27 protein-coding genes are annotated in these 21,578 nt (G+C 68.9%); 15 read left to right on the forward strand and 12 right to left on the reverse strand.

Annotation, left to right across the window (positions count from 1 at the left end):
* Positions 1-31: 31 nt before the first annotated feature.
* Positions 32-928 carry an aspartyl/asparaginyl beta-hydroxylase domain-containing protein gene (locus ACAH41_RS07590; protein WP_325649428.1) on the reverse strand — a complete coding sequence of 299 codons (897 nt, stop codon included), beginning with the start codon at positions 926-928 and terminating at the stop codon, positions 32-34.
* A gap of 203 nt (positions 929-1,131) precedes the next feature.
* On the opposite strand from ACAH41_RS07590, the gene atpD reads away from it, so the two are divergent.
* From atpD to ACAH41_RS07640, 10 genes are all read left to right on the forward strand, one after another.
* The gene (atpD, locus tag ACAH41_RS07595) at positions 1,132-2,571 is read left to right on the forward strand and encodes a F0F1 ATP synthase subunit beta (protein WP_349256497.1); all 1,440 of its coding nucleotides are present in this window, start codon (positions 1,132-1,134) and stop codon (positions 2,569-2,571) included.
* On the forward strand, positions 2,561-2,977 hold the full coding sequence (locus ACAH41_RS07600; RefSeq protein ID WP_325649284.1) for a F0F1 ATP synthase subunit epsilon: 417 nt from the start codon (positions 2,561-2,563) through the stop codon (positions 2,975-2,977). The genes atpD and ACAH41_RS07600 overlap by 11 nt, the downstream gene beginning before the upstream one ends.
* A complete protein-coding gene (locus ACAH41_RS07605; RefSeq protein ID WP_325649285.1) occupies positions 2,967-3,293 on the forward strand; it encodes an AtpZ/AtpI family protein in 327 nt (108 codons plus the stop codon). The genes ACAH41_RS07600 and ACAH41_RS07605 overlap by 11 nt, the downstream gene beginning before the upstream one ends.
* Complete coding sequence (locus ACAH41_RS07610) at positions 3,280-3,615, forward strand: ATP synthase subunit I (protein ID WP_325649287.1); 336 nt, start codon at positions 3,280-3,282, stop codon at positions 3,613-3,615. Before ACAH41_RS07605 ends, ACAH41_RS07610 begins: the two co-directional genes overlap by 14 nt.
* The gene (locus ACAH41_RS07615) at positions 3,599-4,300 is read left to right on the forward strand and encodes a F0F1 ATP synthase subunit A (protein ID WP_325649288.1); all 702 of its coding nucleotides are present in this window, start codon (positions 3,599-3,601) and stop codon (positions 4,298-4,300) included. The genes ACAH41_RS07610 and ACAH41_RS07615 overlap by 17 nt, the downstream gene beginning before the upstream one ends.
* Positions 4,288-4,569: a F0F1 ATP synthase subunit C gene (locus tag ACAH41_RS07620; RefSeq protein ID WP_141288412.1), complete on the forward strand. Its 282-nt coding sequence runs from the start codon at positions 4,288-4,290 to the stop codon at positions 4,567-4,569. The genes ACAH41_RS07615 and ACAH41_RS07620 overlap by 13 nt, the downstream gene beginning before the upstream one ends.
* Before the next feature lie 3 nt (positions 4,570-4,572).
* The gene (locus tag ACAH41_RS07625; protein WP_325649291.1) at positions 4,573-5,385 is read left to right on the forward strand and encodes a F0F1 ATP synthase subunit B; all 813 of its coding nucleotides are present in this window, start codon (positions 4,573-4,575) and stop codon (positions 5,383-5,385) included.
* The gene (locus ACAH41_RS07630) at positions 5,382-6,980 is read left to right on the forward strand and encodes an alternate F1F0 ATPase, F1 subunit alpha (protein WP_370538239.1); all 1,599 of its coding nucleotides are present in this window, start codon (positions 5,382-5,384) and stop codon (positions 6,978-6,980) included. The genes ACAH41_RS07625 and ACAH41_RS07630 overlap by 4 nt, the downstream gene beginning before the upstream one ends.
* Positions 6,977-7,870 carry a F0F1 ATP synthase subunit gamma gene (locus tag ACAH41_RS07635; protein ID WP_325649293.1) on the forward strand — a complete coding sequence of 298 codons (894 nt, stop codon included), beginning with the start codon at positions 6,977-6,979 and terminating at the stop codon, positions 7,868-7,870. Before ACAH41_RS07630 ends, ACAH41_RS07635 begins: the two co-directional genes overlap by 4 nt.
* 212 nt (positions 7,871-8,082) lie before the next feature.
* Positions 8,083-9,783, forward strand: a complete 1,701-nt coding sequence (locus tag ACAH41_RS07640; protein WP_325649295.1) for an FAD-dependent oxidoreductase — start codon at positions 8,083-8,085, stop codon at positions 9,781-9,783.
* Between the two features lie 9 nt (positions 9,784-9,792).
* Here ACAH41_RS07640 and ACAH41_RS07645 read toward each other — a convergent pair whose 3' ends face one another.
* The 4 genes from ACAH41_RS07645 to ACAH41_RS07660 all read right to left on the reverse strand — a co-directional run bounded on the left by ACAH41_RS07645 (position 9,793) and on the right by ACAH41_RS07660 (position 12,033).
* A complete protein-coding gene (locus ACAH41_RS07645) occupies positions 9,793-10,074 on the reverse strand; it encodes a VF530 family DNA-binding protein (protein ID WP_141289042.1) in 282 nt (93 codons plus the stop codon).
* 21 nt (positions 10,075-10,095) lie between these two features.
* Entirely contained in the window at positions 10,096-10,845 is a 750-nt protein-coding gene (locus tag ACAH41_RS07650) for a ferredoxin reductase (protein ID WP_325649298.1), read from the reverse strand.
* Positions 10,842-11,450, reverse strand: coding sequence for a sulfite oxidase-like oxidoreductase (locus tag ACAH41_RS07655; protein ID WP_325649300.1), 609 nt, complete (start codon positions 11,448-11,450; stop codon positions 10,842-10,844). Before ACAH41_RS07655 ends, ACAH41_RS07650 begins: the two co-directional genes overlap by 4 nt.
* Positions 11,451-11,547: 97 nt before the next feature.
* Positions 11,548-12,033 (reverse strand): GFA family protein, encoded by a 486-nt coding sequence (locus tag ACAH41_RS07660; protein WP_325649302.1) that lies wholly within the window; start codon positions 12,031-12,033, stop codon positions 11,548-11,550.
* 133 nt (positions 12,034-12,166) lie between these two features.
* Here ACAH41_RS07660 and ACAH41_RS07665 point away from each other — a divergent pair, with 133 nt between their 5' ends.
* Both ACAH41_RS07665 and ACAH41_RS07670 read left to right on the forward strand, forming a co-directional pair.
* Positions 12,167-12,574 (forward strand): hypothetical protein, encoded by a 408-nt coding sequence (locus ACAH41_RS07665; protein WP_325649304.1) that lies wholly within the window; start codon positions 12,167-12,169, stop codon positions 12,572-12,574.
* The gene (locus ACAH41_RS07670; protein WP_325649306.1) at positions 12,571-13,386 is read left to right on the forward strand and encodes a class I SAM-dependent methyltransferase; all 816 of its coding nucleotides are present in this window, start codon (positions 12,571-12,573) and stop codon (positions 13,384-13,386) included. Before ACAH41_RS07665 ends, ACAH41_RS07670 begins: the two co-directional genes overlap by 4 nt.
* A 43-nt stretch (positions 13,387-13,429) precedes the next feature.
* Here the strand turns inward: ACAH41_RS07670 and ACAH41_RS07675 are convergent, their stop codons facing one another.
* Positions 13,430-13,849, reverse strand: a complete 420-nt coding sequence (locus tag ACAH41_RS07675) for a nuclear transport factor 2 family protein (protein ID WP_325649308.1) — start codon at positions 13,847-13,849, stop codon at positions 13,430-13,432.
* Between the two features lie 94 nt (positions 13,850-13,943).
* Between ACAH41_RS07675 and ACAH41_RS07680 the strand changes: the two genes are divergently transcribed.
* From ACAH41_RS07680 to ACAH41_RS07690, 3 genes are read left to right on the forward strand one after another with little or no spacing between them, the layout of a single operon-like run.
* Positions 13,944-14,867 (forward strand): LysR family transcriptional regulator, encoded by a 924-nt coding sequence (locus tag ACAH41_RS07680; protein ID WP_325649310.1) that lies wholly within the window; start codon positions 13,944-13,946, stop codon positions 14,865-14,867.
* Positions 14,868-14,885: 18 nt separating this feature from the next.
* Positions 14,886-15,434, forward strand: coding sequence for a hypothetical protein (locus ACAH41_RS07685; RefSeq protein ID WP_370538240.1), 549 nt, complete (start codon positions 14,886-14,888; stop codon positions 15,432-15,434).
* Positions 15,431-16,072, forward strand: coding sequence for a Fic family protein (locus tag ACAH41_RS07690; RefSeq protein ID WP_325649314.1), 642 nt, complete (start codon positions 15,431-15,433; stop codon positions 16,070-16,072). Before ACAH41_RS07685 ends, ACAH41_RS07690 begins: the two co-directional genes overlap by 4 nt.
* Here the strand turns inward: ACAH41_RS07690 and ACAH41_RS07695 are convergent.
* The 6 genes from ACAH41_RS07695 to ACAH41_RS07720 form a co-directional block, all read right to left on the reverse strand.
* Positions 16,056-16,229, reverse strand: coding sequence for a hypothetical protein (locus ACAH41_RS07695; protein ID WP_325649316.1), 174 nt, complete (start codon positions 16,227-16,229; stop codon positions 16,056-16,058). The two genes, ACAH41_RS07690 and ACAH41_RS07695, sit on opposite strands and share 17 nt — an antisense overlap.
* Positions 16,230-16,292: 63 nt before the next feature.
* Positions 16,293-17,243, reverse strand: a complete 951-nt coding sequence (locus tag ACAH41_RS07700; RefSeq protein WP_325649431.1) for a dipeptide ABC transporter ATP-binding protein — start codon at positions 17,241-17,243, stop codon at positions 16,293-16,295.
* Between the two features lie 107 nt (positions 17,244-17,350).
* A complete protein-coding gene (locus tag ACAH41_RS07705) occupies positions 17,351-18,343 on the reverse strand; it encodes an ABC transporter ATP-binding protein (RefSeq protein WP_325649318.1) in 993 nt (330 codons plus the stop codon).
* Positions 18,344-18,345: 2 nt separating this feature from the next.
* Entirely contained in the window at positions 18,346-19,263 is a 918-nt protein-coding gene (locus ACAH41_RS07710; RefSeq protein WP_325649320.1) for an ABC transporter permease subunit, read from the reverse strand.
* Positions 19,256-20,266, reverse strand: a complete 1,011-nt coding sequence (locus ACAH41_RS07715) for an ABC transporter permease subunit (RefSeq protein ID WP_325649322.1) — start codon at positions 20,264-20,266, stop codon at positions 19,256-19,258. The genes ACAH41_RS07710 and ACAH41_RS07715 overlap by 8 nt, the downstream gene beginning before the upstream one ends.
* A 20-nt stretch (positions 20,267-20,286) precedes the next feature.
* Positions 20,287-21,435 carry a branched-chain amino acid ABC transporter substrate-binding protein gene (locus ACAH41_RS07720; protein ID WP_325649324.1) on the reverse strand — a complete coding sequence of 383 codons (1,149 nt, stop codon included), beginning with the start codon at positions 21,433-21,435 and terminating at the stop codon, positions 20,287-20,289.
* Between the last annotated feature and the right edge of the window lie 143 nt (positions 21,436-21,578).

The raw sequence follows: 21,578 nt of genomic DNA on the forward strand, positions 1-21,578 counted from the left end.
GGCCTGCGCCGCAGTGTGGCCGTGGTCGCGGTCAGCGGAGGATGAGGTACAGCGCGCCCAGCATCAGCGCCCATTTGCCCACGTAGTAGGTGGTGCGTGAGCGGGCTTTCAGCGCCTTGCCGGCCAGGCGGATCTTGTAGCCGTAGAAGAACAGCTTGTTCAGCGCGCCGATGGGTTCGTCGTCGGTGTTGCGCGTGGCAGCCGCGGTCATCACCAGGCGGCCGAACAGGCGGTTGAACCAGCGCATGGGCGCGGTGTGCACAGGGCGCTCCACGTCGCAGAACAGGATCACCCGCTGCTGGTCGGTGGTGTTCTCCGCGTGGTGGATGAAGGTCTCGTCGAACATCACCGCCTCGCCGTCGTGCCAGGCATGGCGCTGGCCGTCGACCTCGATGTAGCAACCGTCCGAGTTGGGCGTGAACAGGCCCAGGTGGTAGCGCAGCGAGCCGGCGTAGGGGTCGCGGTGGCGCACCAGCTTCGCGCCGGGCGGCAGCGAGGCGAACATCGCGGCCTTCACGCTCGGGATCTGCCTGAGCAACTCGACGGTGCGCGGGCACATGGCCTGCGCCGAGGCCATGTCGGTGCCATACCACTTCAGGTAGAAGCGCTTCCAGCCGGTGCGAAAGAAGGAGTTGAAACCGATGTCGGTGTGGCCGGTGGCGGCCTTGATGTAGCCGTCGTGGTTCAGCAGCAGCGCCTCGTCGCGGATCTCCTGCCAGTGCTCGCGCAGCGGCGCCAGTTCGGGGAAGTCCTGCACGGGCAGGTAGGGCGTGGCCGGCACGCGGGAGCTGAGGTACAGCAGCGCGTTGACGGGCGCCAGCAGCACCGTGAAGTCGGTCAGCGCACGCGACAGCTTGAAGCGCACGCGGCCACGGAAATGCGCGTACAGGGCAGAAGTGGCGAAGACGAACAGCAGCCAGTAGCGCAGCGGCGGTAGCCAGAGATGGGCCATGTTGAACGGGCCTGCGAGTCAGGTGCGCGCATCTTAAAAAACGTGGAATTTCCAGAACGACTGTGGGGTTGACCTGAATTGCGCCGGTGCGGCATTTCAGGGCCCGGAGTTGTGCCAGATCAAGGGCTGCGGCGCCAGGCACTGCAAGATCGGTCCACATGACTTTCTTGCTGGCGCCCATGCCCGTCTCCCCGCCCCGGCCATCGCCGCAGCCTGGCCGCGTCACGGCGATCCGCGGCAGTGTGGTGGACGTGCGCTTCGAGACGCAGCTGCCGCCGATCCGGACCCTGCTGCTCGCCGGCGAGCGCGGCGAGATTGCGCTCGAAGTGATGGCGCAGTTGGACGCCTGGCGCGTGCGCTGCGTCGCGCTGACCTCCACCCAGGGTCTGGCGCGCCACATGCCTGTGCGGGACACCGGCGAGCCGCTGCAGGCCCCGGTCGGGCCCGGCATCGTCTCGCGCATGTTCGACGTGTTCGGCCAGGCCATCGACCGCCTGCCACCGCCATCGAATGTGCAGCCCAGGTCGGTGCACCGCGCGCCGCCGCCCTTGGGCAGCCAATCGACACGCTCGGTGGTGTTCGAGACCGGCATCAAGGCCATTGACGTGCTGCTGCCGCTGGAGACCGGCGGCAAGGCCGGGCTGTTCGGTGGTGCCGGCGTGGGCAAGACGGTGCTGCTGACCGAGCTGATCCACAACATGGTGGGCCACCACGACGGCGTGAGCATCTTCTGCGGCATTGGCGAGCGCTGCCGGGAGGGCGAGGAGCTCTATCACGACATGCGCGAGGCCGGTGTGCTGCCCAACATGGTGATGGTCTTCGGCCAGATGAACGAACCGCCCGGTGCGCGCTTCCGGGTCGGCCATGCGGCGCTGACGATGGCGGAGTACTTCCGCGACGACGAGCACCGCGACGTGCTGCTGCTGGTCGACAACATCTTCCGCTTCATCCAGGCCGGCTCCGAGGTTTCCGGGCTGATGGGACAGATGCCTTCGCGCCTGGGCTACCAGCCGACGATGGGCACCGAGCTGTCGGAGCTGGAGGAGCGCATTGCCAACACCGCCACCGGCGCCATCACCTCCATCCAGGCGGTCTACGTGCCGGCAGACGACTTCACCGACCCGGCGGCAGTGCACACCTTCTCGCACCTGTCGGCCTCCATCGTGCTCTCGCGCAAGCGGGCCAGCGAGGGCCTGTACCCAGCGATCGATCCGCTGCAGTCCAACTCGAAGATGGCCACGCCCGGCATCGTGGGCGCCGAACACTACCGGCTGGCACAGGAGATCCGGCGCACGCTGGCGCAATACGCCGAGCTGAAGGACATCATCGCGATGCTGGGGCTGGAGCAGCTGTCTTCCGAGGACCGCAAGGTGGTGGCCCGGGCGCGCCGGCTCGAACGCTTCCTGACCCAGCCCTTCTTCACCACCGAGCAGTTCACCGGCATCGCCGGCAAGACCGTGGGCCTGAAGGACGCGCTGGACGGCTGCGAGCGCATCCTGCGCGATGAGTTCAAGGACCATCCGGAAAGCGCGCTCTACATGATTGGCCGCATCGCCGAGGCCAAGGGCCAGCCGGTCACGGTGCAAGCCTTGCCGGCGGAGGATGCGCATGCTGCCTGAACCCATGCGGCTGGAAGTGCTGCTGCCGTCGCGCGTGCTGCTGTCCAAAAGCGGCGTGACCCGCATCGTCGCCGAGACGGCGCAGGGCTGCTTCGGCATCCTGCCGCGCCGGCGGGACTGCGTGGCCGCGCTCACGCCGGGCATCTTCACGTTCGAGACGCCGGCAGACGGCGAGGTCTTTGTCGCGGTGGACGAGGGCGTGCTGCTGAAAGCCGGGCCCGAGGTCCGCGTCTCGGTGCGCCGCGCCATGCTGGGCCGTGACCTGGGCCAGCTGCGCGCCGCCGTAGAGCACGAGTTCCGGGCCCAGGACGAGGAAGCCCTGCAACTTCGCACGCTGATGGCCAAGCTGGAGACCGCCTGCCTGACGCGGCTCTCCGGCCTGCAGGGGCTTGCCCGTGGCCGCTGATCGCGACAAGTCCCTGGCGGCGCAAGTGGGGGCGAAGGCAGATCGCAAACGCCGCGCCCGGCGCAGCGGTGAGCCGGGCGTCTGGACCGGGCTGGGCGCCATGGGCCTGATCGGCTGGTCCGTCGTGGTGCCCACGCTGCTCGGCGCGGCCCTGGGCATCTGGCTGGACGCGCACGATCCCGGGCGGCACCGCTGGACCCTGGCCTTGTTGGTGGCCGGCCTGGTGCTGGGCTGCGCCAATGCCTGGCACTGGGTGGCCCAGGCCGACCGCGCAATGCGCAAGGAAAACGAGGACCGATGCGATGCCGATGAATGAGGCCTGGACATGGCCGTGGTTGGCGCTGGCCGGCCTGGCTGGCCTGGTGATGGGCGGCTGCTTCTTCGGCAGCCTGTGGTGGACGGTGCAGCGCACGCTGAGCGCCCGGCGCCCTGCGCTGCAGCACCTGGCCGGCTGGCTGCTGCGCATGTTCCTCACCCCGCTGGGCTTCTACCTGGTGGGTGCCGGCCACTGGCAGCGGCTGCTGGCCGCCCTGGTGGGTTTCCTGGTCGCCCGCTTCATCGCGGTCCGGCTGACGCGGCCAGGCCCGCACGGCATCGGCCACGAAGCGCTGGAGGCACGCCATGCGGCTCAGCCCTGACGAATGGATCTTCTGGCTGCACGGCTTCTTCAAGCTGAATGCCACCATCGTCTTCACCTGGCTGCTGATGCTGGTGCTCACGCTGGGCGCCTGGCTGGTGACGCGCCGGCTGAGCCGCGGGCTGCAGCGCTCGCGCTGGCAGAACCTGCTGGAGATCGTCGTGCTGGGCATCGTGCAGCAGATCGAGCAGGTCGGCCTGCGCCAGCCGCGGCGCTACCTGGCCTTCCTGGGCACTCTGTTCTTGTTCGTGGCCGCCGCGGCCCTGTTCACCATCCTGCCCGGCTACGAGCCGCCAACCGGCTCGCTGTCGACCACGCTGGCGCTGGCCTTGTGCGTCTTCGTGGCGGTGCCGCTCTACGGCATTCGCGACCAGGGCCTGCGCGGCTACCTCAAGTCCTACCTCGAACCGACCGCGCTGATGCTGCCGTTCAACATCATCAGCGAGGTCTCGCGCACCCTGGCACTGGCGGTGCGCCTGTTCGGCAACATGATGAGCGGCGCGATGATCATCGCCATCCTGCTGACCATCACCCCCTTCCTGTTCCCTGTCCTGATGACGGCCCTGGGGCTGCTCACCGGCATGGTGCAGGCCTACATCTTCAGCATCCTCGCCGCGGTCTATGTGGCTGCAGCAACCCAAGCCGGCGAGGCATCGCCCAAGGAGAACGACCCATGGACAGCATGACCATCATCGCGGTGGCCTCCATCGTCATCGCCGGACTGACCACCGGCTTCGGCTGCATGGGCCCGGCCTTCGCCGAGGGCCGTGCAGTGGCCACTGCGCTGACGGCGCTGGCGCAGCAGCCGGATGCCTCCTCGACCATCACACGCACGCTGTTCGTCGGCCTGGCGATGATCGAGTCCACCGCGATCTATTGCTTCGTGGTCTCGATGATCCTGATCTTCGCCAACCCGTTCTGGAACACCGCGATCGCCCATGTCGCCGGGAAGTGAGCCATGCTGATCGACTGGTTCACCGTGGGCGCCCAGGCGCTCAATTTCGTGATCCTGGTGGCATTGCTCAGGCGCTTCCTCTACCAGCCTGTGCTGGACGCGGTGGACGCGCGCGAGGCGCAGATCGCCACGCAGATCGCCGACGCCAAGGCCATCGCCCAGCAGGCCCAGGCGCAGCAGGACAGCTTTGCGCAGAAGAGCGCCGCGTTCGAGCGTGACCGGGCCGAACTGCTGGCGCAGGCCAGGCGCGAGGCCGACGCCGAGCAGGCCCGGCTGATCGCCGCCGCGCGCCAGGCCGCCGATGCGTTGAGCGCGCGCCGGCTCGACGCGCTGCGCGAGCAGGCCGCCACGCTGGAAGCCGAGCTGCGCGACGGCGCCAGCCGCGAGGTCTTCGCCATCTCCCGCAAGGTGCTCGCCGATTTGGCCTCGACCGAACTCGAAGCGCTGGCCACCCGCGCCTTCGTGCAGCGGCTGCATGCGCTGGACGCGGCCGACCGGCAGGCGCTCGCCGCCGCGCTGGCCGTGCCCACGGCGGCACCCCGGCTGAACAGCGCCTTCGCGCTTCCGGAGGCCCAGCGCGCCGAGATCCAGGCCGCATTGACCGAGACCTTGGGCGCCGTCACCGGGCTGCAGTTCGTCGTCGCGCCAGACCTCGTCTGCGGCCTCGAGCTGGTGGCCGGCGGCCAGAAGCTTTCATGGAGCATTGCGCAGCACCTGGACGGCATCGCACAGGTGTTCGCCGAGCTGCTGGCCCGCCAACAGCAGGGCGCGCGGCCGGAGGCAGCCGGGGCGGTGCAAGCCCAGGGCGCCGCATGAACCCGCCGGGCCGCCCCAAGGGCGAAACCGAAGCGCGTCAGCGCGAAGGTAGTCCAGTGAATGCCGAAACCAACGCACCGCAGCGCGCGGTCCAGCGGCTGTTCGCCGCCATGGCCGAGGCCAGGACGGAGCACGCCCCGGTGCTGGGCCTGAGCGAGGTCGGCACCGTCACGCACGTGGCCGCGGGCGTGGCCAGGGTCACGGGCCTGCCGAATGTCGCGTTCGACGAACTGGTCCGCTTCCCCGGGGAGGTCTACGGCATCGCGTTCGACATCGACGAAGACGGCGTGGGCGTGGTGCTGCTGGACGCGTACTGGCGCCTGCGCGCAGGCGATCCGGTCGAGCGCACGGGCCGCGTGATGGACGTGGCCGTGGGCGAGGGCTTGCTGGGCCGCGTCATCGACCCGCTGTGCCGGCCGCTGGATGCCCTGGGGCCGGTGCGCGCCAGCAGCCGGCTGCCCGTGGAGCGGCCCGCCGCGCCCATCATGGAACGCGCGGCGGTGAGCATGCCGCTGCAGACCGGCGTCAAGGTCGTCGACGCGCTGATTCCCGTGGGCCGCGGCCAGCGCGAGCTGATCCTCGGCGACCGCCAGACGGGCAAGACGGCGATTGCCATCGACGCCATCCTGAACCAGCGCGGCAAGAACGTGCTGTGCGTGTACTGCGCGATTCGTCAGCGGGCCTCGGCGGTGGCCAAGGCGGTGGCCACGCTGCGCGAGCATGGGGCGCTGGACTACACGGTGGTGCTTGTCTGCGAAGGCCAGCAGGCGCCGGGGTTGGCCTACATCGCGCCGTATGCCGCCACCAGCATTGCCGAGCACTTCATGGAAGCCGGGCGGGATGTGCTGATCGTCTACGACGACCTCACCCAGCACGCCCGCGCGTACCGTGAACTGTCGCTGCTGCTGCAGCGGCCGCCCGGCCGCGAAGCTTTCCCTGGCGACATCTTCTACCTTCACGCCCGGCTGCTGGAACGCGCCACCCACCTCAGCGCAGAGCGCGGCGGCGGCTCGCTCACGGCCTTGCCCATCGTCGAGACCGAGGCGCAGGACATGTCGGCCTACATCCCGACCAACCTGATCTCCATCACCGATGGGCAGATCTGCCTGTCGCCGCGGCTGTTCGAGCTGGGCGTGCTGCCGGCGGTCGACGTGGGCCAGTCGGTCTCGCGGGTCGGCGGCAAGGCACAGCTGGGCAGCTTGCGCGCCGTGGCCGGCGACCTCAAGCTGGCCTACGCACAGTTCGAGGAGCTGGAGGCTTTCTCGAAGTTCGGCGCCCGCCTGGACGAACGCAGCCAGCAGGTGATTGCACACGGGCAGCGCATCCGGGCCTGCCTGAAGCAGGCGCAGGCCGATCCTTTGTCGGTGCCCGAGCAGGTGCTGATCCTGGGCGCCCTGAGCGCAGGGCTTTTCGACACCGTGCCGCTGGCCCGCATGGCCGAGGCCGAGCAGGCCGTGCGGCACGCGGTGGCGGCCATGCCGCCTGCGCTGATCGCAGGCCTGGCGCAGGCCGGCAAGCTGGGCGAGGGCGACGCCGCCGCGCTGGTCGCCCTCGCACGCTCGGCCCTGCGGCCCTTCGCCGAAGCGGCGCCGTGACGGACTCGACCGCAGCGCTGCGCCACCAGATGGGCGCTGCCAGCGACCTGCAGTCCGTCGTGCGGACCATGCGGGCGCTGGCCGCCGCGAGCATCCGCCAGTACGAACAGGCCGTGCTGGCGCTGGCCGACTACCGCCTCACCGTGAACCAGGGCCTGGGCGCGTGCCTGCGGCAGATGCAGTCCTTTGAAGCTGCTGCGCCGGCGCGGCCCGGCCGCGAGGCAGCGGCGACAGGCTTGGTCGTGTTCGGCTCCGACCAGGGCCTGGTGGGGCAGTTCAACGAGGTGCTGGTCGAGCGTGTGCTGCAGGCGCTGCGGTCGGCGCCTGGTGGCTGTCCGGTCTGGGTGGTGGGTGAGCGGGCCAGGGCCTTGCTGGTGGATGCAGGCGCATCCGTCGTCGGCTCGCAGCCGGTGCCCGCTTCGGTACAGGGCATCGCGCCGCTGGTCGAGCGCCTGCTGCTGGCCACCGAGTCGCATCCGGGCCAGGTCGCATCGTCCCGCATCCGGCTTTTCTTCAACCGGATGCGGGCGGCTTCTGCAGTCGAGCCCGCGGAAGAGACCCTGCTGCCGCTGGATGACGCCTGGCGCGCCGGACTGCAGCGGCAAGCCTGGCCCGCCCGGCGCCAGCCCGAGTTGATAGTCGACGGCGCCCCGGTGCTGCGGGTGTTGATTCGCCAGCACCTGTTCATTTCGCTTTTCCAAGCCTGCGCCGAGTCCCTGGCAAGCGAAAACGCCAGCCGGCTGGCCGCGATGGAGCGGGCCGACAGGAACATCGAGGAACTGCTGGCCGGCCTGCGCGCCAGCTTCCACAAGCAGCGGCAGGACGCGATCGACGAAGAGCTGTTCGACCTGACCGCGGCTTTCGCTGCGCTGCAAGGCGGCGCCCGCTGAATCGTCGCCTCAGGCGACGACCTCAGCAGTGCCGGCACTCCGGTGGCCGTGCGCCGCTGCGCCCATGTCTTGGCGGCAGCCTGTCAGCCTGGCATCCGCAGGGACGAGGGCTGTGTTCGGGGGCGGCGAAAGCGCTATGCCCTTGTGCCGATGCCAGCGCGGCCGCCACGCCTTAAGCTACGCCTGACCCGCTTGCCTCATCGGAGAACCGCATGGCTGACGAAGTTGCGCCGTACACGCCCTACAACACCTTCAACAGCCGCCGGGCGCAGATGTTCCCGGCGCTGACCGATGCCGAGATCGAGCGCGTCGGCCGCTTCGGCACCGTGCAGCACTACGCGCCCGGCAGCTGCCTGTTCACCGCGGGCGAGCCGGGCCCAGGCATGTTCGTGGTGCTGGCCGGCACCGTGGCCATCACCCAGCGCGACGGCCTGGGCCGCGTCACGCCCATCCTGTCGCAGGACCGCGGGCAGTTCCTGGCCGAGGTGGGCCAGCTGTCCGGCCGCCCGTCGCTGGTGGACGGCCATGCCGAGACGCCTGTCGAGGTGCTGCTGATCCCGCCGGACCAGTTGCGCGCGCTCATCATTGCCGAGGCCGACCTCGGCGAGCGCATGGTGCGCGCGCTGATCCTGCGACGCGTCTCGCTGATCGAATCCGGCGGCAGCGGGCCGGTGCTGATCGGCGCGCCGAATTCGCCGGACGTGCTGCGCCTGCAAAGCTTCCTGAGCCGCAACGGCCAGCCGCACCATGTGGTGGACCCCGAGCAGGACGAGACCGCCAAGGCGCTGGCCGTGCAATACGACGCCAAGGCCAGCGATGTGGTGGCCGTCTGCCCCAGCGGCGCGGTGCTGGTCAACCCCAACGAAGGCGCGCTGGCGCGTTGCGCAGGCATGGTCAGCACCGAGGAGTTCGACGAGGTGTTCGACGTGGCGGTGGTGGGCGCCGGTCCGGCAGGCCTGTCGACGGCGGTGTATGCCGCCTCCGAAGGCTTGCGCGTGGCGGTGCTGGACTGCAGGGCCTACGGCGGCCAGGCAGGTGCCAGCGCACGCATCGAGAATTACCTCGGTTTCCCCACCGGCATCACCGGCCAGGCGCTGGCCGGGCGGGCCTATGTGCAGGCGCAGAAGTTCGGCGCGGAGATGCTCATTCCGTCCGAAGTGGCCTCGCTGGACTGCACGCGCGACCAGCCCGGCGGCGGCCTGTCCATCCTGCTCACCGACGGCCGGCGGCTGTGCGCCCGCACCGTGGTGATTGCCAGCGGCGCGCGCTACAAACGGCCTGCGGTGCCGCGCCTCGAAGAGTTCGAAGGCCGCGGCATTTCCTACTGGGCCTCGGCGCTGGAGGCGCGCATCTGCGCCAAGACCGAGGTCGCGCTGGTGGGTGGCGGCAATTCCGCCGGCCAGGCCGCCGTGTTCCTGTCGCAGCATGCCTCGCGCGTGCGAATGCTGGTGCGCGGGCCCAGCCTGGGGGCCACCATGTCGCGCTACCTGATCGACCGCATCGAAGCCACGCCCAACATCGAGCTGCTGACCCGCACCGAGATCACCGAGCTGCATGGCGACCACCGCACCGGCCTGGAGGCCACCAGCTGGCGCCGGCGCAATGGCGGCGAGGTCGAAACCCATCCGGTGCGCAACGTCTTCCTGTTCGTCGGCGCCGAACCCGAAACGCGCTGGCTGGCAGGCTGCGACGTGAAGCTGGACCGGCATGGCTTTGTGCTCACCGGCCAGGGCACTGTCTGCAAGATCAGCGGCCATGTGCCCTCGGCGCTGGAGTCCAGCATTCCCGGCGTGTTCGCGGTGGGGGATGTGCGCGCCGGCTCGGTCAAGCGCGTGGGCGGGGCGATTGGCGAAGGCGCCGCGGTGGTCGCGGCCATCCACCAGTACCTGTCCGCCACGCAGGCCATGGCCTGACTCGAGGCCTCAGCGCGCTTCGCGCCGCTGCTCGCGCAGCATGAACAGGTACAGGCTTTCGACCTTCTCGCGGGCCCACGGCGTCTTGCGCAGGAACTTCAGGCTGGAGCCGATGCTCGGGTCCAGCGCGAAGCAGCGCACCGGCACCTGCTCGGCCAGGCCTTCCCAGCCGAAGTAGGCGACCAGGGCCTGCAGCATGGCCTCCAGCGTCAGGCCATGCAGCGGGTTCTTGGGCTGGCCGGGCGGCTTGCTCGGGGGCTGGTCGGGCGGTGCGGCGGGTGCGTCTGACATGCGCCGATTCTCGCAGCCTGCTCAGCTCAGCCCGCCGTAGCGCTCGGTGCGGATGCTGGAGGCCGGCACGCCCAGGTCCACCAGCGCTGCGGCCACCGTCTCGACAAAACCGGTGGCGCCGCACACGTACACGTCCTGCGGCTGCCGGCCCCAGCGCTGCAGCGCCGCGGCCAGCGCGGCGCGGTCCAGCCGCTGCGAAAAGTCGCCGGGGCGGCGAGCCGGTTCGCGTGTGGTCACCGCGGTGAAGTGCAAGCGGGTGTCCTGCGCGGCCATCATGGCCAGTTCGTCGCGGTAGACCAGTTCATCCCAAGTCCTGGCGCTGTAGAGCAGCAGCGTGTCGACCGGTGCCCGGGTGGCCGCGCGGTGGCGCAGCATCGCCATCAGCGGCGCAATGCCGGAGCCACCGGCCACCAGCAGCAGCGGTCCCGGCTGGCTGGCGCGCCAGACGAAATGGCCGCCGATGGGCCCGCGCAGTTCCAGCACGTCGCCGGCAACCGTCACCTCGTGGAAATAGGGCGAGACCTCGCCGTTGTCCAGCCGCTCGATCAGCAGCTCCAGCCGCGCTGCACCGGGTGCCGAGGCAATGGAGTAGCTGCGCCGTGCCTCGTAGCCGTCTTCTGCGACCAACCTGATGTCCACATGCTGGCCCGCCTGGTGCGGCGGCAGCGGGCTGTTCAGGAACAGGCTGAGCGCGCGCGGTCCGTGGCGCTGCACTTCGTCGACCGTCGCTTCGAGCCAGGGCGAAGCCGCAGGGGTTGGTACTGCGCTCACGGATCGTCCGAGAAGCGCTGCTCGCGCCATGGGTCGCCATACATGTGGTACCCGCGCAGCTCCCAGAAACCGGCTTCGTCACGCTCGGTGAACTTCAGGCCGTTGACCCACTTCGCGCTTTTCCAGAAGTACAGGTGCGGCACCAGCAGGCGCGCCGGCCCGCCGTGCTCGGGCGCCAGCGGCTCCCCGCCGAAGTGGGTGGCGATCATCGCCTTGCCGCCCACCACGTCGGCCAGCGGCACGTTGGTCGTGTAGTCGTCGAAGGACTGGGCGAGCAGGAAGGGCGTGGGCGGCGTGATGCCGGCCGCGGCGAACAGGTCGTCCAGCGTCACGCCTTGCCAGGCGGTGTTGAACTTGGACCAGGTCGTCACGCAGTGGATGTCGCCTTTCCATTCGGTCTGCGGCAGGGCCTGGAATTCGTCCCAGGTCCAGCTGGCCAGCGGCCGGGCGCCATGCTTCAAGGTGAAGCGCCAGCTCGCCAGGTCCACGCGCGGGGTGGGGCCGAAGGACAGCACCGGGAAATCCGGCGTCAGGTGCTGCCCGGGCGGCAGGCGCTTGGCCGTTTCGGCGCTGGGCCGCATGCCGAAGAATCCACGGGTGGCCATGGCAAGTCCTTTGTCCGGTCAGGAGGTGGAAGTGAGGCGACTGTGCCCTGGCATGGCGAGCCTGTCCACCGCGGAAGGCAGGGCCGCGGATCGGCCATCAGGGCGAGGTCAGCCCATGCTGCGCGTGCCACTCGGCAAGCGACATCGGCGGGTATTCATCGTAGCGCGGGTCGCCCGGCAGGCCTTCCACCGGAACCCACGCGGGCTTGGAACCCAGCATCAGGTGCACATGCGAGGGTGGCTGGGGCAGCGGCGTGTCGATGGCGCTGGCATGCGGGTGCACCAGGTCCGGCCAGGTCGGGTCGTAAAGCCACAGCGCGCTGCCGCAGCGCACGCAGAAGTGGCGCTGGCCGGTGCTCTCTTCGGTGTTGCCGTCGCGCTCGATGAGGGCGCGGTACACCCGCAGGTAGCGCCTGCCCGTGACCTTCAGCGTGCCGAAGTCCGCCCCGAGGTTGATCGCAAACCCGCCGCCACCAGCGGTCTTGCGGCAGATCGTGCAATAGCAGCGCATGAACGGCACCGGCTGCGCCGACCGGACCGAGAACTTGACACTGCCGCAGTGGCAGCTGCCTTCGAGTTGCATGGGGTTTCCTCGCGCGAAGGATGGAACTGTTCGCTGGGCAGATCGCGTGCCCGGTGGCCGGTCCCTAATGTAGGCGTTGCGTCACCGGACGGGGCGGGGGATAGTCAAGGCTGTCGACAAGCGGGAGGTCACCATGTTTCTGCCTTGGTTCGTGCTCTGGGCGCCGCAGTACCATTTTCCCTGGAGCGGCGCCGTGGCTCAGCAGATCGAGCCCAACCTCAGCGCGTTCTTCAATGGCATTGCACCGCAGTCCGGCGACAAGGACATTGAGCGCCAGGCGTTTGATGTCGCCTCTTACGGCAAGCAGTTGGGCTGGTTGACCGAGGTCGTGCTGGGCCAGCTTGGCCGGGCTGGGGTCGATGCGGACGCTGTCGAAGACGCCCTCAAAGGGCTGGAGGACACACACCAAAAGATCGAAGCCCTGAAGCTGCGCAAGCTCAAGGCCGACATGGATCGCATCGGCGTGTTGTTGGAGACGATGAAGCGGGACCGGCCGAAGGAATATGCGTTGCTTGCCAGGCGGCTGCAGGATCAGGCGTGACGGCTGGCGAGCCGACGGAAGATGCAGCGTTCTACGACGCACTGGCGCCGCTCTACCACCTGGTCTATCCGGACTGGCCCGCGAGTGTGCGGCGCCAGGGCGAGCAGCTTTCGGCGCTGATGCAGCGTGAGTGGCCGCGGGCCACGCCGCAGCGCCGGGTGCTGGACCTTGCTTGCGGCATTGGCACGCAGGCGCTGGGGCTGGCGCAGCAAGGCCACGCGGTGACGGCGTCCGACCTGTCGCCCGGCGCGGTGGCGCGGGCGCGCGAGGAGGCCGCGAAACAGGGCCTGGACATTGCGTTTTCGGTGGCCGACATGCGCCAGGCCCACACCCATCACGGCGGCGGGTTCGACGCCGTGCTGTGCGCCGACAACTCGCTGCCGCACCTGCTCACCGAAGCCGACCTGCGTCAGGCGCTGCAGCAAATGCACGACTGCCTTTCACCCGGCGGCGGGTGTGTCATCAGCCTGCGCGATTACGCCGCCGAGCCCCGCGGCCGCGGCATCGTCAAGCCCTACGGCGTGCGCGAGCAGGACGGCAAACGCTTCCTGCTGTTTCAGGTCTGGGACTTCGAGTCGCGCCCCGCTGGCGCTGATGGCGCGCCACAAGCCGACCTCTGCCACATCGCCTTTTTCTTCGTCGAGGAAGACCAAGCCAGCCAGACGGTGCAGACCCATGTGATGCGCTCGGTCTACCACGCGGTGAGCATCGACACGCTGCTGCAACTGATGCGGGCGGTGGGCTTCCTCGATGTGCGGCGTCTGGATGATGTGTTCTACCAGCCGGTGCTGGTGGGGTTGCGCATGGGCTGAGGTCCCTGCGGGTCTCTCGACCCGGTTGCCAAGCCGTCCTGGCTCAGGCGCTGATCGCCGGGCTGGGCGCGTACTTGTCGCCCACCTGTTCGCGCAGCGGATGGGTGTCGTAGACGATGTGCATCTGCGCGATGCGCGCGCTGCCAGGGCGGAAGCTGAACACGTCCACGCAGGTGAAGTCGACCAGGCGGCCGTCGCTCAGCGTCCAGTCGTAGCGGAAGTAGGCGGCCACGCGCAGCGTGTCGTCGGCCAGCTGCACCGAGGCAAACAGGTCGATCAGCGTGATCACGCTCTGGCTGGAGGCCGAGGCGAGCTTGGGGAAAAAGTCCCGCGCGGCCATGGTGCCCAGGAAGGGCGAATGCACCAAACCGTCGTCCTCGAAGCTGGCGATGAGCCCCGCGGTGTCGCTGGCATGCAGGTGGCGCAGGTAGCTGCGCACGGTGTTCAGGGCGATGTCGCTCATGGCGTGCTCCGGGGTGGTGGTTCGGTGCCGCCATGGTTCCAGGCAGCGGGCAGCCGGGCAAGCCAGAATGGCGGCTGATCCATCAACGGCTTTTATGAATCTGCGCTACCTGCACTACCTCCGGCTGGTCATTGCGCACGGCAGCTTCGCCGCTGCGGCGCAGGCGGCCGGCGTATCGCAACCAGCGGTCAGCCACGGCATGCGCCAGCTGCAACGGCATTTCGGCGCGCCCTTGTTCACCCGGTCCGGGCGCGTGCTGGTGCCAACCGGGGTGGCGCTGCAAGCGGCGTCCCGCAGCACCGACATTGCCGAGCAGTTGACGGCGCTGACGCAGGCCGCGCATCCTGCTGCGAGCAAGCGTGACCTGCTGCGTGTCGGCCTCACGCCTTCGGCCGCGCTGGTCTGCGGCCCGGTGCTGTACGCACTCTGGTGCGATGGGCGTCCACCACGCCGGCTGGACCTGGCCAGCGCCGATGAAGGGCGCCTGCTGGCACGCCTGTCTGCCGGCGAGCTGGACCTGGTGATTTCGCCACGCCCACGCGCCTGGGCTGGCGTCGGCCTGGCCTGCGAGCCGCTGTACCAGATCACCCCGCAGGCTTACGCCCGCCGGCAGCACCCTTTGGCCAAAGCGCGTTCGCTCACCGAACTGCAGGCCGCTCCGTGGGCCATCGTCGGCCCCAGCGTGGCGGGGCCGGTGGACGTGCTGCAAGAAGCCTTTGCGGTGCGCCGCATGCCGCCCCCGCGCGTGGTCGCCTCCTGTCCCGACTACGCCTGCCTGCTGCAACTGATGACCCACGCCGACCTGCTCGCCGTGCTGCCCCACCCAGCCCTGCTGGCCAGCAGCCCACCCGGCCAGATCGTCCCGCTGCGCCTGCAGGAAGCACTGCCTCGCTATGAGATGCACTTGTTTGCACCGGCACGTTCACGCCGCCGTTGGGAGGCGTTGCTCACGGCATTGCGCCAGAGCCTGGCCGTGACGGATGACGACGCGAAAGCGCCCCCGCCGAGGGCAGGTTGACGCGTGGAGAATCAGGCCATGCAAGCGCAACCCGCCACGCCCATGGAATTCCTCCGCTTCAGCGCTCCTGATCCCGACGCGCTGGCAATCGGCATCGAGGAGACCCGCGCCAAGTTTGCGGCGGCGCGGCTGGCTGGGGACATGCTTGCCACGGTCGAACACGCAGCGGATCTCGGCAGCATGCTGACCACGGCAAGGCGGGAAAGCGAAGCGCTTGAACTGATGCAAACCTTGCTTGCTGAAGCCGAGGCCCAAGCCGCGCACGAGCCCGCCGGCTGGTTCTTCAATGCCTACGCGACCGCGCTGCAGTACTGCGACAGGCGAGACGAAGCGAATGGCGTGTTTGCCAATGCCCTTGCCCTGTGCCGCCGCAACGGCTGGGCACGCCTGCAGTCCTTCGTGCTGCAGCATTGGGGTCGCGGCTTGGTGGAGCAGCAGCGTTTCGACGAGGCGCAGGCCTGCTTCATGGAAGCGCTGGATCTGCGGATTCAGCTCAACGACCCTCGCCAGGCCTCGACGCGAAGAGCGTTGGAGGCGTTGGCGGAACTGCGGGCACGACGCGCATGAGCCGCTACGACAGCCATGGCAACGAAGCTGAATTCCAACCGGGATCAGATGATCAGGTGCTGCGCAATCTGGTCGGTATTGATTCTCCCGACGACATGGATGAGCTGGAGCTTGGACTGCTCGGACAGCTGTACGAGGACGTGTTGGTTCAGCAATTGCCAGACAGGCGCTTGTTGGTCGAGGATCTGAAGACCTGGCACCGGCTTTGGCTGGGGAATGTCTACGCATGGGCAGGGCAGGAGCGCTCGGTGAACCTGAGCAAAGGCGATTTCCTGTTTGCGCCCGCAGTTCAGGTGCAGCGGCTGCTCGCGGTGTTCGAGAAGGACTGCCTGTCGCGCTGGACGCCATGCCGCGATTTGGCGGAGGAGGCGCTGATCGAGGCCATCGCGGTGACCCATGTTGAATTCATCCTGATCCACCCCTTCCGGGAGGGAAATGGACGCTTGTCACGCCTGCTGGCGGACGTGATGGCGGCGCAGGGCGGGCACGGTCCGCTGGACTACAGCAGTTGGGAAGCCGAGAAGGCTGCGTACATTGGCGCCATTCATGCCGGGCTTGCCGGCAACTACGGCCCGATGTGCCGATGCGTGGCAGCGGCCATGGGCAGCAGCGAGGCAGATCTCAACGGGCCAGCGTGATGTGGGCGAAACGCCGCGAGGGCTTGCGCAGCTTCTCCTCCAGCGCGGCCACGCTCTGTCCCGTTTCCACTGCGGTGGAGCTGGCCACGGCCCGGCGTACAGCCTGTGGGCTCGGCTTCTTGCGGGGCTGAGGGGGAAGCTTGGGAGGCGATGACATGGTGTGTCCTCAGTTTAACCAAGTGGTGCCCGCCGCGGCGGAATGGCGCCACTGGACGAAGGTTCAACTCGTCACAGCCCAGCAAGCCACATCCTGCTCGCCCCGCAGTTCCAGCGGCGGCATCTCTTTCGCGCACTGGTCGAACGCCAGTGGGCAGCGGGTGCGGAAGGGGCAGCCGCTGGGGCGGTCGATGGGGGAGGGGAGTTCGCCCTTGAGGATGATGCGTTCTCGGCGCAGCGCAGGGTCGACCGTGGGCGTGGCGGAGAGCAGGGCGCGGGTGTAGGGGTGGCGCGGGCTGTCGAAGACGGCGTCGCGCGGGCCGCGTTCGACGCAGCGGCCGAGGTACATCACCATCACGTCGTCGGCCACGTGGCGGACCACGCCGAGGTCGTGCGAGATGAAGATGTAGGCCACGCCGAGTTGCTGCTGCAGGTCGGCCAGCAGGTTCAGCACCTGGGCGCGGATGGACACGTCCAGCGCCGAGACCGGCTCGTCCAGCACCAGCACGCGCGGCTTGAGCATCAGCGCGCGGGCAATGGCAATGCGCTGGCGCTGGCCGCCGGAGAACATGTGCGGGTAGCGCTGGAAATGCTCCTCGCGCAGGCCGACCCGTTTCATCATCGCGCGGGCGTCCGCTTCGCGGGATTTCGCGTCCCCGAGGTCGTTGACCAGCAGCGGTTCGGTCAGCGCATCGCCCACGGTCTGGCGCGGGTTCAGCGAGCCGTAGGGGTTCTGGAAGACGATCTGGATTTGGCGGCGCAGCGTGCGGCGCTGGGCCTCGTCGGCTTCGGTCACGTCGGTGCCGTCGATCAGCAGTTGCCCGGCGGTGGGCGACTCGATCATGGTCAGCAGCCGCGCCAGCGTGGACTTGCCGCAGCCGGACTCGCCGACCACGGCCAGCGTGCGGCCGGCCTGCACCGAGAAGCTGACGCCGTCGAGCGCGTGCACGGTCGCCGGCGCCTTGAACAGACCGCGGTTGACCGGATAAAAACGCCGCAAATCGCGCGCCTCCAGTACAGGAGCCCCTCGTCCGACGAGTACGTCGGCCGATCCCCCGAGGGGATGCGGGCCGGCTTGGGAGCGGCCCGGCGCTCGGCCCGCTTGGGTTGAAGCAGAGGCGGTCATGCAGGCATCTCGTGGGGCACGCCGCGGTCCAGCGGGCGGAAGCACAGCGCGCGGCCCAGCGCCTCGGGAGCGGGGCCGGGCGCCGCGGCGCGGCAGCGTTCGTTGGCAAAGGCGCAGCGCGGCTCGAACAGGCAGCCGGGCGGGCGGTCGCCCTGGCCGGGCACCATGCCGTCGATGGCTTCGAGCCGGCTGCCGGTGGCGCGCTCGGGCAGCGCGGCCAGCAGCGCGGCGGTGTAGGGGTGGTGCGGGTCCTGGAACAGCGCGTCGGCGTTTTGCGTTTCGACCGGGCGGCCGGCGTATTGCACGACCACGCGGTCAGCCGCCTCGGCGACCACGCCCAGGTCATGCGTGATCAGCACCAGGGCCATGCCGGTCTCGCGGCGAAGGCGCTGCAGCAGGTCCATGATCTGCGCCTGGATGGTGACGTCCAGCGCCGTGGTCGGCTCGTCGGCGATCAACAGCCGTGGCTTGCAGGCCAGCGCCATCGCGATCATCACGCGCTGGCACATGCCGCCGGACAGCTGGTGCGGGAAGGCGCGGGCGCGGCGCTGCGGGTCCGGGATGCCGACAAGGTCCAGCAGCTCGATCACACGGGCCTTGCGCGCGGCGCGGTCCAGCTCGGTGTGCGCGGCCAGCGCTTCGGCGATCTGCCAGCCGACCGTGAAACACGGGTTCAGCGAGCTCATCGGCTCCTGGAACACCATCGCCACGTCCTTGCCGATGAGGGTGCGGCGCTGCCTGGGCGTGAGCTTGAGCAGGTCCTGGCCGTCGAACACCATGCGCTCGGCGGTGATGGTGGCCGTCCACGGCAGCAGGCCCATGATGGCCAGCATCGCGACCGACTTGCCGGAGCCCGATTCGCCAACGATGGCCAGCAGTTCGTTCGGCGCGACCTGCAGGTTCACGCCATCGACCGCACGGAAAGCGCCGCCGCGGGTGGCGAAGCTGACGGTCAGGCCTTGGATGTCCAGTAGGGGAGCAGTTGTCATGGTCAGGACCTCCGCATCTTCGGGTCCAGCGCGTCGCGCACGCCGTCGCCGGCCAGGTTGATCGAGACCACGGTGATCAGGATCGCCAGGCCGGGCAGCGTGACCAGCCATGGCTCGGAGCGGATGAATTCGCGGGCGTCGGCCAGCATCGTGCCCCACTCGGCCGTGGGCGGCTGTGCGCCCAGGCCGAGGAAGCCGAGCGCGGCGGCTTCCAGGATCGCGTCGGACACGCCGAGCGCGGCCTGCACGATCAGCGGCGCCAGGCAGTTCGGCAGCACGGTCTTGAACATCAGGCGCCACTTGCCCACGCCGGCCACGCGCGCGGCGGTGACGTAGTCCTTGCCCAGTTCCGTCTGCGCCGAGGCGCGCAGCAGCCGCACGTAGCGCGGCAGGTAGACGATGGTGACCGCGACGATGGTGTTGATCAGGCTGGGGCCGAGCACCGCCACGACCAGGATCGCCAGCACCAGGCTGGGCACGGCCATGATCAGATCCATCACGCGGGTGATGACCACGTCCACCGTCTGGCCCAGCTTGCCGTCGAACGAGACGCAGGCCAGGCCCAGCAGCACGCCAATGACAAAGGAAACGCCCATCACCGACAGGCCGATGAACAGCGAGATGCGTGCGCCGAAGATCAGGCGCGTGAGCATGTCGCGGCCCAGGCTGTCGGTGCCCAGCAAGAACTGCCGGCTGCCGCCTTCGGCCCAGGCGGGCGCGGCACGCACGGCTTCGCGGAACTGCTGGTCGGGTGCATAAGGTGCCACCCACTCGGCGAACACGGCCAGCAGAACGACCACCACGACGATCACCAGGCCCAGCATCGCGCCGCGGTTTTCGGAGAATGACAGCCAGAACTGGCGCGCGGCCGAGGGTGGCGCGCTGGTCTTGGGAACAGGAGAAACAGCCATTTCAGCCATGACGAATTCGCGGGTTGATCAGGCCGTAAGTCAGGTCGACCACCAGGTTCACCAGGATCACCACGCCGGAGATCAGCATCACGCCGCCTTGCAGCGCCGGGTAGTCGCGGCGAGCGATGGACTCGATCAGCCACTTGCCGATGCCCGGCCACGAGAAGATGGTCTCGGTCAGCACCGCGCCGGCCATCAGCGCGCCGACCTGCAGGCCGATTACCGTGACAACGGGGATCAGCGCATTGCGCAGCGCGTGCAGGCCGACCACGCGCCAGGCCGGCAGGCCCTTGGCACGCGCGGTGCGCACGTAGTCCTCGTTCAGCACTTCCAGCATCGCAGAGCGGGTCATGCGGGCGATGACGGCCAGCGGCACGGTGCCCAGCACGATGCCGGGCAGCACCAGGTGGTGCAGCGCGTCCAGCACCGCGCCTGGCTGGCCGGAGAGCCAGGCGTCGATCACCATGAAGCCGGTGACCGGTTCGAAGTAGAAGTTGATCAGGTCGATGCGGCCGGAGACAGGCGTGAGCCCCCAGCGCTCGCCGACGAACATGATCAGCAGCAGGCCCCACCAGAAGATGGGCATGGAGTAGCCGGTGACCGACAGGCTCATCAGCGTCTGGTCGAAGATGGTGCCGCGCTTGGCCGCTGCGATGGTGCCGGCCGGCAGGCCGATCAGCGCGGCGAACAGCATCGCGAAGATGCTCAGCTCCAGCGTGGCCGGGAACAGCGCCAGGAACTCGGTCAGCACCTTCTGGTTGGTGGCCAGCGAGGTGCCGAAGTCGCCGTGCAGCAGCTGCACGAAGTAGTCCCAGAACTGCTTCCAGATCGGCTGGTCCAGCCCCAGCTCATGGCGGAAGAAGGCCAGCCGCTCGGCACTGATGCCGCGCTCGCCGACCCGCACTTCGACAGGGTCGCCCGGCACCAGCCGGATGGCCACGAAGGTGACGAACATCAGGGCGATGAAGGTCGGCACCGTGAGCGCCAGGCGGCGCCAGAGAAAACGGAACATGCGTGAGTTTGCTTGGGGACTTACCAGACGTCGCTGCGCGTCAGCAGGAACCAGTTGCCGCGGGTCAGCTGGTAGACGCTGACGGCACCATAACGCTGTTCGCCATCGGCACCAAAGCGCATGCTGCTGGTCACCGGGGCCAGTGGGTCCAGGGTCTTCAGCGTCTCGACCAGCGTCTTGCCGTCGACGCTGTGGGCCTTGCGGATGGCCGAGAGCAGCACGTGCACGGCGTCATAGGCGTAATGGGCCGCGTAGACCGGGTCGTGCTTGAACTCGGTGCGGAAGTTGTTCAGGAAGACCTTGCCGCCGAGGAACTCACCGGCCGCGACGATGGGCGAGGTGGCGTAGATGTTGCCGATCTCGGGGTTGATCTTGAGCAGGCCTTCGGTCTTGATGGTGTCGCCACCGACGATGCTGATGTTGTGCAGCCCGGCAGCCAGCAGCTGGTCGGCCAGCGCGATGGTCTGGAAGTCGGCCAGTGTGGTGACCAGCACATCCACCTTGTTGTCCTTGATGCCGGCCACCAGCTTGGCGAACTCGGTGGTCTTGTCGTCCAGCGACATGGTCAGGCCGACGGTCTTGTTGCGCGTTTTCAGCTGGCCCAGGGCCAGCTCGGCCAGGCCCTTGCCGTAAGGCGTCGCGTCATCGACCACCGCATAGACGTGCTGGCCCGGCAGCTGCGCGGCGAACGAGCCCATGGCCTTGGACTGCAGCGCGTCGCTGGCGACCAGGCGGAAGGTCGTCGGCAGGCCCATCTTGGTGTATTCGGGCTTGGTCGAGATGGCCAGCTGCGGAATCATCTTCTCGGCATACAGCGGTGCTGCGGCCATGCTGACGCCGGAATTCAGGTGCCCGATCACCGCGACCACGCCCGCGTCGATCAGCGTCTTGGCGGCCTGCTTGCCGGCTTCGGCATCGGCCTTGTCGTCGGCCGCAACGACTTCCAGCTTGATCACCTTGCCGTCGATCTTGAAGCCTTCCTTGTTCAGCTCCTCGACCGCCATCTTCGTGCCGTCCAGCATGTCCTGGCCCAGGTCCTTCAGCGGCCCGGACAGGGGTTGGGCGACGCCGATCTTGATCGTGTCGGGCAGCGGGTGGCACGCGCTCAGCATGCCGGCCAGGCACAGCGTGGCCAGGACCGCCAGGGAAGGATGACGACGGAGGTTCATTGTGGGCTGCGGTGGGGTGGGTAAAACCGTGGCGCCGCCGCGCTGCTTGGGCGCGGCGATGCGCACCGGCCGGGCACTTGGGCGCCCCTGACCTGCCGCTTCGCGTCAGGCCCCTCGAGGGGGTCAAGAAAACTCGGGGACGG

The sequence above is a fragment of the Ideonella sp. genome, from assembly GCF_041287625.1.
Classification (GTDB): domain Bacteria; phylum Pseudomonadota; class Gammaproteobacteria; order Burkholderiales; family Burkholderiaceae_C; genus Ideonella.